The following is a 13,550-nucleotide window of genomic DNA, read 5'->3' on the forward strand; positions in this document are numbered from 1 at the left end:
CCTCTACAGGACTTTGGAGAACTTTCATAAAACAACTTATGCCCTGTGAAAATGTACATGTATTTATAGGAGTCTAGTGCCCAGCGCTGCAATCAACAAATTCATCTTATAATTAAGTATTCAATAGACAATCTTTTTGAAATGAGCCAAAACCAATTATTTTACAGCACTTCCTAGCATTCCTGAAATGAAATGTCGTTGTAAAGATAGGAAGAATATAATAATTGGAATTGTTGCTAATGACACCCCTGCCATTACTTGTCCGTAATCAATTCTAGATAATCCAAAAAGGCTGGATAACGCAACTGGCAGTGTATACATATCCGTTGAACTTACAGCAATCAATGGCCATAAGAAATTATTCCATTGATACATAAATAGAAATATCGATGTAGCTGCAAGCGCCGGCTTCATTGAAGGAAGTACAATTTTCCAAAAAATCTTCCACTCCCCTGCTCCATCGATCCTTGACGCTTCAATTAAGGCTGTAGGGAATGCAAGCATGTTTTGTCTCATTAGGAAAATCGCAAAAGGATAAGCTAAGTTAGGTAATATTAACGCTTGGTAAGTATTTAACCATCCCCACCCAGCCATCATTTTAAATAACGGAATAACTGTTGCATGATATGGAACCATCATCGAAATTAAGAAGATCGAAAATATTATGTTTCTTCCTTTAAAATGAAACTTTGCAAACGCATATGCTGCCATTGTACAAATCAACAAAGCCAAAATAGTATATACACCTGATACAAAGAGGGAATTGAACATGACTCGTCCAATACCAATTGAATCATTTAAATTTACGATATTTTCTATTAGTTTATCTCCTGGCAACAATTTTGGAGGCTTTGAAAACATTTTTCCACTATCATTGGTAGCACCAATAAGTGCCCAATAAAATGGAAATAATGAGATAATTGCACCAACGGCTAACCCTATATAAAGGAGTACTTTTTTCATACCATTTCTTTTTTTCATTATTCATCACCTGTTACTTTAAATTGTATAAATGTCATAATCCCAATGAGTACGACGATTACATACGCAATTGTAGATGCATATCCAAAGTCGAAATAACGGAAACCAGTTTGATATAAATACATCCCAATTGTTAACGTAGCGTCACTAGGTCCACCTTTAGTCAACGTATATGGTTCATCAAACAATTGTAATGTACCAATTGTTGATAGAATTGCCGTAAATAAGATTACAGGCTTTAATTGTGGAATTGTAATAGAGAAGAATTGACGAATTTTAGATGCTCCATCTATACTAGCAGCTTCATACATGTCTTCTGGGATATTTTGCAAAGCAGCCAAATAGATTACCATGTTATATCCAACCCAACGCCATGTCATAGCTACTATTAACGCAGCTTTTGCCCATATAGGATGTGACAACCATGGGATTGATTCAAATCCAAGCCATGTTACTACTTGGTTAATGATCCCATCATCCATCAGCATTATTGAAAAGATAATTGAGTATGCAACTAACGAGGTGACAGCAGGTAGAAAGAACGATACCCGAAATAGCCCTTTAAGTTTAAGCAAAGCTGAGTTTAAAAGAGTAGCTACAATTATTGCTAAAAATAACATAACTGGAACTTGTATAATCAAAATAATAAATGTATTTTTTAATGCCGTTAAGAAAATGGAATCAGTAAATAATTTTTTATAGTTAGCTAACCCAATAAATTCATTTACTCCACCTTGAGTTGACTGAAAGCTCAAAATCAATGAAGAAATGATTGGGTAGACCATAAAAATAGCAAATAAGATTACTGCAGGTGCAATGAATAAATATGGTGCAGCTTTATGCGTGCTAAATTTCCTGACTTTTTTATTGTTTAGTACAGCAGTTGATTTCATTTGTATCTTCTCCTTTAAAGGAACCTTATTACGTTATAAAAATGAGAGACCTAGGGTACCTAAATCTCTCATTTTATATTTTTAGTGTTTGTTTACTTCACGTTCTGTACGGTCCTTCAGACGATTAGCCGCTTCCTCTAATGCTGTTTTTGCATCTTTACCATTAAATACATCAGCTTGAGCTTTTACTGCCTCGTCAAAACCGATTGAGTAGTCTTCTGTGTAATTTAGAGATGGAATATCTATCATTTCATCACCAAATAATTCCCAAATAGCTTGTCCTCCAAAAAACTCTACACCAGATGTAAATGCTTCAGAATCATAAACTGATGATAATGATGGGAATAATCCATATTCTTCCATAGCTACTAGCTGTGCATCAACATCGGTAGAAAAGTATTCCAAAAATCCATATGCTTCATCTTTATTTTTTGTTGAAGCTGGAATCATCCAGGCACCACCGCCAAGGTTAGCTGCTCTGTTTCCACCTTCTTCAAATGCTGGTAATGGGAATACACCCCAATTCCCATTAGAATCTGCAGCTTGATCAATAATAGTACCGTAATACCAAGCACCAAATGGAACAGTTGCTACAGATCCATCAACTGTTGCAGAAACAGTACCGTTCCAGCCGTCCACATTCTTTATTAAACCTGCATCGTCAAATTTCTTATGCATTTCCAACGCTTTCACAGCGGCTGGGTTAGTAAAGTCAATGTTTCCTTTTTCATCAAAGTAATAAACACCTTGTTGGTTTAACATCATACGGAATGTTGCATCATCTTTGAATTTATCGATTGGCAATGTTTGAGCGCCAGTAGCATCTTTAATTTTCTTTCCTGCTTCTAGGAATTGATCCCATGTTTCAATATCATCAGGGTTTACCCCAGCTTTTTCAAATAAATCACGACGGTAGAATACCCCAGTTGGACCTGAATCAAATGGCATAGCATAGAAAGAACCATCAATAGTTGCTAAGTCTTTCTTAAATTGTGGGAAAAGGTCTGCTTTTTCATCAAACCCCTGTTCAGAAAGATTTAAAAAACCTTTCGGAAACGCATTCACATAACCGCCAATTCGATCATCTTCTACTAACACGATATCAGGTAGACCTACACCACCTGCAGCAAGGCCAGTAGATAGCTTGTCATATACATCTAATCGACCAATATCTTCAACCTTTAACTCAACATTTGGATGGTCTTTTTTATATGTTTCAAACGCTGATTCAAGTGCGCCAACGTTAACGTTCCATGCCCAAGCAGTTAGCGTAACCTTACCATCCGAATCTTTTCCAGATGAATCCCCATTACTACATGCAGCTGCAAAAACTGTAAGTACAACAAGCATAATAAGAACTTTCCATTTTTTCTTCATCTTTAAACCCCCATTTGGATTTTTATATAACCATTCTGTTAAAAACGGTTACATTTTGAAATTTATAACAATGTTAATGCTATTATGTGGATTCGTGACCACACAGAACTTTTACTTTGTGGATTCGTGACCACATATGCGAAGCATTTTCAGTGCTAAGCAGATCACTAACTTTTTGTTTCGAACTCTAGATTGTAGACTCGTGACCACATTTGGTACAATCAGTCTTTTGCAGAATCCTATCAGAGTTTTTTAAAACAAATCTAGATGATATTATTTTGTGGATTCGAAACCATATTGCAAATAATATTGTCATAAATTTCAACTTGCATGTAAAGCTTATGTTTTTTAAATGAAAACGCTTTACATGCATTAGTATATTATTATACTAAAAGGTTGTCAATCTAGTTTTTATAATTTTCGCCAAATTTTCTTCTCTTTTTAACTGATTCTCTGACAAGTAACTTGGGAATATATTCAATTGATTTAGGTTCTGTATTTCCATTAAGTTGTTGAAGTAGTAATTCCATTAATGTTCTACCTGTTTGCTTTTTAGGAACCTGAATAGTCGTTAACGCAGGATTAATCATTCTTGCAATTTCTAAGTCATCGAACCCTGTTACAGAAATATCCTCAGGTACTCGATATCCATTTTCAGTCAATGCCCGAATTGCACCAATAGCCATTAAATCATTACAAGCCGCAATAGCTGTAAATGGGATATTCCGATTTAATAATTCAACTGTTTTATTGTATCCTGATGTTAGTGTGTCCTGCCAGTTGGGAACAAATAGTAAATATTCTGAGTTTATTTGGATACCCTGAGAAGTAAGTGTGTCAATATACCCATTGAATCTAGGGTTTTCTTTTACCCCATCTATACCATCCCTGGCATACCCGAGATAAACAATCTCTTCATGTCCATTTTGAATTAAGTAATCAATCACCTTTGTCATGGCATTATACAGGTTAACGCTTACATTAGGAACCGTTGTTTTATAACCTAAATCCCAATACACAGATATAGGAATATTTTTAATTACTTGTTCAAAATCAATAAGATCATTAAACTCAGATTCTGTTAAGATAATCAGACCATCATAAAACCCATCATAAACTAATTGTAAAAGTTTTTCTTTTTCTAAACTTGAACTGTAGATTGAAAAGGTGTATCCATTCTCAATTGCAACTTCCTCTATCCCTTGTACAATTTCCGCATAAAAGGAGTTAATTAATCCATGAGTGATACATGCAATTTGTCCAACTCTTTGAGTACGTAAACTCCTAGCAATTCGATTAGGAACATACTTAAGCTCTTTGATAGCCATTAGAACTCGTTCCCTTACCTCTTCAGATACATATCCATTATTATTTAATACTCTAGAAACAGTAGTTGGTGAAACCCCAGCTAGTTTTGCAACATCATGTCTTGTTGGTGCCATTCTCTCAAATCCTTCTATGAATTTATTACAATAAACTAACTCTAGTAACTTAATATAATAATAAGCGCTATCTTCATTAAATTGCAATCTGTTATTTAAAAAGGCATACATAAATTATGTATGACCTTCTTATACTTAAATTAAGGAACTAATTTTATAAATTCTAGATTTAAAATCTCCCTTTAGTCGATTTTCAGATCTTTCTGCGCCTGAATATTCCTTGTCCAGAAGCAAACCGACATTCAATAACTCATCTCCATAATAAGTTTCACTATGTCCCTCAATTGTATACTCTGTATCAGGGTCTAATCCTTTTAAAAGGACATGCCTATATCCTGGATTTGGTCTTGCTAACACTCTGTAATACCCGACGATAGCTTCTTTTTTATCTTCAGAAACTACCATCCAACACGTAAAATTGCCATCCCCTTCGAATGGATTTTGCAGTCGATAAAACGTACCAAACATGAGAATGTTTCTATGATTTTTATAAAATTCAATTTGTTCCTTCATTACTTCCTTTTCTTGGTTAGACAATTGAGTAACGTCTAACTCATACCCATAAACCCCAAAGAAGGCTACATTCGCCCTTGTTTGAATATCAGTGATTCTACCAACCTGATGATTTGGAACGGCTGAGACATGCGCCCCCATCGTACTTAAAGGATATATAAGTGATGTACCATATTGAATTTTTAATCGCTCTATTGCATCAGAGTTATCACTTGTCCATGCTTGTGGTGCGTAATACAACATCCCTGGATCAAACCGGTTTCCTCCCCCTGCACATGATTCGAATAATACATGTGGAAAATCCCTGGTTAATCTCTCGTATAAGTTGTAAACACCTAAAATATAACGATGACCAACTTCCATTTGGCGATCTGCTGGAAAATGTAATGAACCAATTTCTGTCATATTCCGGTTCATATCCCACTTCACATATGAGATTGGGCCATTTTTTAAAATCGTTGCCATTTTGTCATAGATATGATTCACAACCTCTTGTTTGGAGAAATCTAACACATATTGATTCCTCCCATGCGAAATCCTTCTGTCTGGTACTTGAATAATCCAGTCTGGATGTGTTTTATACAATTCACTTTCCTTTGACACCATTTCTGGTTCGAACCACAGACCAAACTGTAACCCTAATTGAGCTATTTTCTTCGCTAATCCCTCAACCCCATTTGGCAGCTTTCTTTTATCCGAAAACCAGTCACCAAGTGATGTAGTATCATCATCACGTTTACCAAACCATCCATCATCAAGGACAAATAATTCAACCCCTAGTTTTTTTGATTCTTCAGCAATCTGTATTATTTTACCCTCGTTAAAATCAAAATAGGTGGCTTCCCAATTGTTAATTAAAACAGGTCTTACTTTATCTCTCCACTCACCTCTAACAAGCCGCTTTCGAAATAAAGTGTGAAAAGTAGTACTCATACCATTTAATCCATCTGTAGAGTAAACCATAAGAACCTCTGGGGTTTGAAAGCTTTCACCACTCTCTAGCTTCCAATTAAAATCAAAAGGGTTAATTCCCATTGTCACCCTCGACACATCATAATGATCTACCTCAATCTGCGCGAGAAAATTGCCGCTATAGACTAAACTAAACCCATATACTTCACCACTATGTTCAGTCGTTTCGGGACGTTTTAATGCGAGAAATGGGTTATGTTGGCTACTGCTTGCCCCTCTTGTTGATGATATTCCTTGGAGTCCTCTTTCCAACTTTCTTACTTTCAGATGCCTTTCCCTTATCCACGCACCCGAAAGCTGCATCATTTCAAAATTGGAATCTCTTAGATCAACACTAGCACTTAAAGCCCGTGTTAACTGTAAGGTGTCTTTCCCTAGATTACTAAATTTTGCACTTCTTGTGATTACATCAAGATCCTCATAGATTGTATACAACAATGTGATTTTGGCCTGTATTACTTCATCCTCTAAATCTACTTCAACTGTAGTTGCCTCTTCGTCGCTTTCAACATATGTAGCTGGAAGACCATCTAACTTAGGTTTACCTTGATAAATTCTATGTGTTTTATATTCAAAATTTGTAATGCGACTTCCGTTTTCCTGTAGTATCTGAAAAACTGGTTCACGATAATCCGTAGTACCATAAGAAGGGAATTCCTGCATGATTAGATCCAGAGAAAATTCATGGTCACCTTCATATACTGCAGGTGTATATCCCCTCGCTTGTCTTCTTGCTAAATGTGAAAAGCTGTTCCGATGGCGTATCCTCTTTCCATAATATAGATGCCCTAGTTGATTATTTGATAGCACACTAAAGATATAACTAACATTTTTGGATTGTAAGTGAAACTCATTTGTTTCTGTATTAAAAAAAATCGGCATTCTGCAACCTCCCTACTTTTTCCTTTTTTCTCTTGAATGATAACAAATATTAGTACTCTTTCCAACTTTTATTACATTCCATCTCAGCCGTGGAGAATCTTGCAGACGGGACTGCGGGACAGGTTCCGGGTGCCATGGGGACGGTTCTCGTGGTCCCGCGCAAAAAAGAACCAAAGGGACCAATAGAACCGTCCCTTTGGTTCAGTGAAAATACATACGAAATCCAATAACGATTAATAAAAAGGATAGCATTTGCATAATGACTCGGCTAGGGATTTTTTGTGAGAGAAAGACGCCTATTTGTGAACCCATGATTATTCCAGCTCCTCCGAATGCAACGATAATCCAGTCGATGTTCCCGTGCCATACCTGAAGAAAAACACCAACAGAAGAATACAGGCATAGGGAAAAGATTGAGGTCGCGGTTGCGATATGGGTTGGAACACGAAATATGTATACCAAAATCGGGACAAGCATCCAACCTCCCCCAATCCCAAGATAGCTTGAGAGAATTCCCATGAAAAAACCGAGTGGAATCAGCCATTTAGCTTGTAATCTATTAGTTGCCTGGGGATTAAAGGTAATGTTATCTATAGATTCCCCAGTTGCCGCTGCTTCATTTTTCGCTTCATGACTCACATTTTTCTTTTTTAGCAGATTCGTATTTTTTATCACTAAAAAGAAGCCTAAAAAAACGAGTACACTCGCAAAGAAAAAATAAAAATAGGACGAAGAGAAGGATTGTAGAAGCTTTACGCCGATAAATGTTCCAGGGAACGCTCCTATCCCTAACAGAATTCCTGTTCGGTAATCAATCCGGTTTTGTTTGGAATATCCAAATACACCAGATAATGAGTTAATTAATACGATGACTAGTCCTGTTCCTGCTGCAATAATCGGCTCAACATGAAAGAGCAGCAGTAGTGCTGGTACAAATAAAAAGCCTCCTCCCGCCCCAACGATGGCTCCATAGCCACCGGCAAAGATCCCAATTACCACAAGTAAAACGCCTGTTACGATATCCATGATTACGTTCCCCCTATGTATACTCCCCTACTAACCTATCAAACTTTCTAGTTGTCGTAAAATAACAATGTATAATAGGTCATAACAAAACGTAATATCGCTGACAATATAGAATAATCCGTTCTCATTTTTATATAATGAAATTAATAGCTACTATTGAAAGGGAGATACCATGAACACTGAGAATCTCAAACTCTTTTGCCTTGTGGTTGAAGAGGGAAGTATCACAACTGCTGCCCGGATGAGTTATATCTCTCAACCAGCTGTCACTAAAAAAATAAGCCAACTTGAAAATGAGTATGGCACCCTGCTTTTTGAGAGAAACGGCGGGAGACTTGAACTCACAAAGGCCGGGGAAGTCCTCTACCCCTACGCAAAAGAAGTGATTGAAAATATCAAAAGATCATTTGATGCTGTTGGGAAAGTGACTGGAAATGAGGACGTGAACTTACATATAGGCGCAAGCTTAACGATTGGCGAATATCTATTACCCCAGATTCTTGGAGCGATAAAAAAAGGATATCCTCGAATAACGTTCAGTCTTACGATAGGAAATACCCCAAATATGATTGCAATGCTAGAAAACAATGAAATTGATATTGCTCTCGTGGAAAGTCATGTAGAAAATCCGATTTTAACCATTGAAAAATTTGCCGAAGATGAGCTTATTTTAGTCACCTCGAATGACCACCGCTGGAAGCAGCGCAAAACAATTGAAATTAGTGAATTGGTTGAGGAAAAAATGATTTGGCGGGAGCCCGAATCCGGTTCTCGTTTGATTGTTGAAAATTACCTTCGTGAATATGGAATCCTTGACGACATTGAGAGTGAAATGGAACTTGGTAGTATTCAATCAATCAAAAGTGCCGTTGAAGCTGGCCTTGGAATCAGCATTCTCCCAAGGATTACCGTTTTAAAGGAACTCGAACTAGGAACATTATGTCAGATCAATGTGACCGACTTTTCACTCACACGTGCACTATGGATGGTTCAAAAACCACATCGCTTCCCCAAAATAGGACTACAACATTTTGTTGATTTTATCCGGAATCAGTAGGAAATAGAGGGACGGTTCTCGTGGTCCCACACCCAAATGAAAGTGGGCCAAGGTACCTGTCCCCTTGACCCACTCTGGACCTATTTAATTCGTATATTGCTGATAAAATTCATCTAGTTGAATGGATTTTCCTTGATGCAATCTGGATTCCTCGGCGGCAAATGCCATGAGGTGGCTTCTTAACGAAATCGCAGCAGACGTTATGCTTTCTATTTGTGATGGGTATTGTACATCTTTTATAAATGAGCGGATAATCCCGAAATCACCGCCACCATGCCCTCCAACTGAATTCGGGAGGCGAATAATGGTTTCGTGTTTCGTAAGAAAATCATAGATGGAGAGGGTATTTTCATCCATCTTTCCACGGATCTCACCTTTCGTTCCCATGATCTGCACGATACGGGTTTGCTCGCGCGTGAACCCGCACATACTAAAGGTTGCTGTTGCACCACCCTCAAACTCCATGTTTACAACCTGATGATCCACAACATTATTATCCGATTGATATACGCATTTACCATAAGGAGTTTCTTTTAGTGCCTTAATGATCCCTTCCCGTGTGTGATCTTCTGTAAACTTCTTGGCCCAGCCTTTACCCTCACCTAGATAATACCTGCCCGCATGGTATGGACACTCAAGTTCAACCGGACACCCGTCCAAACATCTTTTTGGAGCGCCTTCTGGAGCATTTTCTTTCTTAAAATGCATCAAAGAGCCGAAGGAACTAATCCGTTCGCACTTTTTGTCCATGACATAGCTAATAATATCCATATCATGACATGACTTTTGTAAAATCATCGGGCTGGACTTCTCCTTATTGCTCCAGTTCCCCCTTACAAAGCTGTGAGACATATGCATAACTTCAACATTTTCATTTAACTGTAAGGAGACGACCTCACCTATTTTTCCTTCATCAATTATCCGTTTGATCGATGACCAAAATTCCGTATAACGTAAAACATGACAAATCGTCAATTTACGTTCATACTCCCGGGCAACCCGTTCCATTTCAATACATTCCCGTACATCCGGAGACATCGGTTTTTCCAAAAGTACATGGTATCCCTGCTTCAATGCATGGATCGTTGGTTCAAAATGAAATTGATCTTGTGTACAAATGATTGCAATATCCGCGATTTTTCCTTGCTCCATCAACTCTTCCCATGATGTAAAACCATAGGTATCTTTAATCTGATGCAATTCTTGAAAGTTCTTTCTTCTTTCTTCATTGGGTTCAGCCACACCCACAATTTTGAGTTCGTGTGGATGATCTAAAGCATATGGAGCATACGCCCTCGCCCCGCGGTCACCCGCCCCAATGACAACTGCTGTAACTGGCATTCTATCAACCTCCTAATTACATTGTTTTACTATTTACTTAATTTCCGTAGTTTTGTGATTACTTATCAACGAAAATACCATAATGCAAAGTACTTGTCACTACTGGGATTTTGGTCGAAGGGATATGGATGGAGGAAACATCGGGCGTTTCATTTGGAAAATTAAAGAGGACCAGAGGAACCGTCCCTGCGGTCCCAAAATAAAAGAGGAGTTACCCGTATTTCAGGCTACTCCCCTTCTATTATGCGCTTTACTAGTATGACTTGTTTTATTTTAAAATATCCTCAATTTTGGTTAATTCTTCTTCTGTGAAATCGAGGTTTTTTAAGGCTGCTACATTGTCCTCAACTTGGCTCACTTTGCTTGCGCCAACCAACGCCGATGTGACACGTCCTTCGCGGAGAACCCATGCTAGTGCCATTTGTGCAAGGCTTTGTCCTCTTTCTGAAGCGAGTTCATTCAGTTGTTGGATTTTTTGTAAGACATCCTCTGTAATTTGGTCTTTTTGAAGGAATGTGTTTTCCTTCGCCGCCCTTGAATCGTTCGGAATACCACCAAGATATTTATTCGTTAATAATCCTTGCGCCATTGGTGAAAAGACGATAGAGCCCACGCCATTTGCTATCAACACATCCTGCAGTCCATCTTCAATCCATCGGTCAAACATTGAATATCTTGGTTGATGAATGAGCAGTGGTGTACCTAACTCTTTTAAAATACGAATTGCTTCTAACGTTTGCGTTGGGCTATAGTTGGAAATCCCCACGTACAACGCTTTACCTTGTCTTACGATATGGTCAAGTGCGCCCATTGTTTCCTCAAGTGGCGTATTCGGGTCTGGACGGTGCGAATAAAAAATATCGACATACTCAAGGCCCATGCGTTTTAAACTTTGATCAAGACTTGAAACCAGATACTTTCTTGAGCCCCAATCTCCATACGGACCTTCCCACATGTGGTAGCCCGCCTTCGAAGAAATCACCATCTCATCACGATATGGTGCAAAATCCGCCTTTAGCATCTTTCCAAACATTTCTTCCGCGCTACCTGGAGGCGGACCATAATTGTTCGCTAAATCAAAATGGGTAATTCCAAGGTCAAAAGCCCTTCGTAAAATGTTCCGTCCATTTTCAAATGAGTCGATTCCCCCGAAATTATGCCACAATCCTAACGAAATTGCGGGCAACAACAAACCCGATTTCCCAACACGATTATACTTCATTTCACTATACCGATTTTCACTAGCTTGATAGACCATATGTATCTCTCCTTTATTAGGACGAAGGGACAGGTCCCTTGTACCGGTTTTATTTTGGGACAGTAAAACTGTCCCCGTTCCCCAGAAACCTATTTTTCTTTAAAAATCTCCATCAATTCTGCAGTGGCTTCGTCTGTGTTTTGAACATAAGAGACGAGATGCTGCATTTGGCCGTTTTGGTTTTCGATGGATGCTGTGATTTCCTCGAGTGATGCAGTTGTTTCCTCAATGATAGCCGCAAACTCGCTGACAGAGGTTTCCATAGAAACCGTTGATTTCCCGATTTCGTTCGTAATTTTTTCGAAATGCTTAACAGCTTCGTTCAGTTCGGAAACGGTGTCGTCGATGACTGTAAAGACACCTTTTGTATCCTTTGTTAGCTTCACACTCTCGTCCATTTTTTCAGCATTCTCTGTCATTTGTTTTTGCGTTAATGTCGTGCTTTCGTTTACCTCTTTTAGATTTTCAGCGATGAGGTTAGCTGTGTTAGATGTCACCTCAGAAAGCTTTCGTATTTCAGACGCAACGACGGCAAAGCCTTTGCCACTTTCCCCGGCACGAGCCGCTTCAATTGAGGCATTCAAAGCAAGTAAATTCGTTTGTGATGCAATTTCTTGAATACGGTCCGTAAATCCATTTGTCTCATTAATTTTTTCTACGAGTAGATTCATTGTTTCAGACATAGAAGATACAGATGCCTGGAAGTCCGTAATTTTTGTGAGTAAAAGGTCAATTGTTTCATTTCCATTGTCAGCTGCTTGATTGGCATTATCCGTCTGAGTGCTCAAATGGTTTGACCCTTTTACAAGCTCCTGAACAACCCTATTGAGATTCTCAATAGATTCAGTAATCGTTGACGCGGATTCATTTTGCGTATTCATACCAGCAGAAATTTCTGAAACAGCGATGGTCATTTCATTGAAGGTATGCATTTGCTCTTCACCTTGGCGACGAATGTTTGTAATGTTGTCGCTAATCGTTTGTGAGCTTCCCTCAAGCTGTGCCGCATGCTGCTTTCTCATTTGTAAAAGATGCTCCGTTTGTTCCTGCGTAGCCTGCATATCTTGAGTGAGCCGTCCAGTTACAAAACTCTGGAAAAACAGGGTTACGATGATAACTGTAAAAATTAAATAATAGATGACAAGTTCCTTCGGGGTATACCCAAATTCTTGCCCCTTTGTCACGAAAAATAAAACCGTGATCACAATCGCACAAACCACACCAAAGTATAAGGTTTTACGCTTGTTGTAGATTGCAACCGTTGTCAAGAGGTAAAACGGTAAAAGGACGATTGGCGCTGATTGCGAACTAGACATAATAACAAACAGGACTACCGATATCCCTATCACTGAAAAATAAGGGGTTTGTGTTAAAAATAGGTTCTTATAAATCAGTATATGTAAGATAGATAGAAAAATCGCCCCACCAATTCCGATCGTGAGAATCATTTGTAGGGGTTGTCCAATTGAAGCTTCAACAATAATGGCTAGAATGACAGAAATAAAGGAAACAAGACCGACCAATTTGTTTTTTCGAATCAGATCCTCTCGTTTTAGCTCTTCAATTGATAAAATCGTTTCATTCATAAGATTCTCCCCCAATTTATATTTCTCCCTCTATTTTACATTTTTTTCATAGTTTTGAATATAGATATGTTTGGGGATTTGGTTTCAATCAAACGTTTCTTACGTTTAGTCAAGTGGTTATTCCATAAAGTTTTATAATATATATTTTAGTGGCTGGGGGATTAAAAGAAAACATGACAAATAGACCTATCCATTTACATTTTTTTGAATAGGGCTAGATTT

10 protein-coding genes are annotated in these 13,550 nt (G+C 38.1%); 1 reads left to right on the forward strand and 9 read right to left on the reverse strand.

Going from position 1 to position 13,550, the window contains the following annotated elements; genetic code table 11:
- Positions 1–156: 156 nt before the first annotated feature.
- The 6 genes from DZB84_RS15960 to DZB84_RS15985 form a co-directional block, all read right to left on the reverse strand.
- Positions 157–981: a carbohydrate ABC transporter permease gene (locus DZB84_RS15960; protein ID WP_223254471.1), complete on the reverse strand. Its 825-nt coding sequence runs from the start codon at positions 979–981 to the stop codon at positions 157–159.
- The gene (locus DZB84_RS15965) at positions 981–1,874 is read right to left on the reverse strand and encodes a carbohydrate ABC transporter permease (protein WP_116353264.1); all 894 of its coding nucleotides are present in this window, start codon (positions 1,872–1,874) and stop codon (positions 981–983) included. Before DZB84_RS15965 ends, DZB84_RS15960 begins: the two co-directional genes overlap by 1 nt.
- Before the next feature lie 81 nt (positions 1,875–1,955).
- A complete protein-coding gene (locus DZB84_RS15970) occupies positions 1,956–3,251 on the reverse strand; it encodes an ABC transporter substrate-binding protein (protein WP_116353265.1) in 1,296 nt (431 codons plus the stop codon).
- A gap of 404 nt (positions 3,252–3,655) precedes the next feature.
- Positions 3,656–4,693 carry a LacI family DNA-binding transcriptional regulator gene (locus tag DZB84_RS15975; RefSeq protein ID WP_116353266.1) on the reverse strand — a complete coding sequence of 346 codons (1,038 nt, stop codon included), beginning with the start codon at positions 4,691–4,693 and terminating at the stop codon, positions 3,656–3,658.
- A gap of 135 nt (positions 4,694–4,828) precedes the next feature.
- Complete coding sequence (locus tag DZB84_RS15980; RefSeq protein ID WP_116353267.1) at positions 4,829–7,060, reverse strand: alpha-galactosidase; 2,232 nt, start codon at positions 7,058–7,060, stop codon at positions 4,829–4,831.
- A gap of 201 nt (positions 7,061–7,261) precedes the next feature.
- Positions 7,262–8,086, reverse strand: coding sequence for a sulfite exporter TauE/SafE family protein (locus tag DZB84_RS15985; protein ID WP_116353268.1), 825 nt, complete (start codon positions 8,084–8,086; stop codon positions 7,262–7,264).
- A gap of 172 nt (positions 8,087–8,258) precedes the next feature.
- Here DZB84_RS15985 and DZB84_RS15990 point away from each other — a divergent pair, with 172 nt between their 5' ends.
- A complete protein-coding gene (locus DZB84_RS15990) occupies positions 8,259–9,143 on the forward strand; it encodes a LysR family transcriptional regulator (protein WP_116353269.1) in 885 nt (294 codons plus the stop codon).
- A gap of 84 nt (positions 9,144–9,227) precedes the next feature.
- Here DZB84_RS15990 and DZB84_RS15995 read toward each other — a convergent pair whose 3' ends face one another.
- The 3 genes from DZB84_RS15995 to DZB84_RS16005 all read right to left on the reverse strand — a co-directional run bounded on the left by DZB84_RS15995 (position 9,228) and on the right by DZB84_RS16005 (position 13,328).
- Entirely contained in the window at positions 9,228–10,484 is a 1,257-nt protein-coding gene (locus tag DZB84_RS15995; RefSeq protein ID WP_116353270.1) for a Gfo/Idh/MocA family protein, read from the reverse strand.
- A gap of 268 nt (positions 10,485–10,752) precedes the next feature.
- Positions 10,753–11,742: an L-glyceraldehyde 3-phosphate reductase gene (gene mgrA, locus DZB84_RS16000; RefSeq protein ID WP_116353271.1), complete on the reverse strand. Its 990-nt coding sequence runs from the start codon at positions 11,740–11,742 to the stop codon at positions 10,753–10,755.
- Positions 11,743–11,831: 89 nt separating this feature from the next.
- Positions 11,832–13,328: a methyl-accepting chemotaxis protein gene (locus tag DZB84_RS16005; protein WP_116353272.1), complete on the reverse strand. Its 1,497-nt coding sequence runs from the start codon at positions 13,326–13,328 to the stop codon at positions 11,832–11,834.
- Between the last annotated feature and the right edge of the window lie 222 nt (positions 13,329–13,550).

This window comes from Bacillus sp. HNG, assembly GCF_003400205.1.
In the GTDB taxonomy this organism is placed as follows: Bacteria; Bacillota; Bacilli; order Bacillales; family Bacillaceae_L; genus Ferdinandcohnia.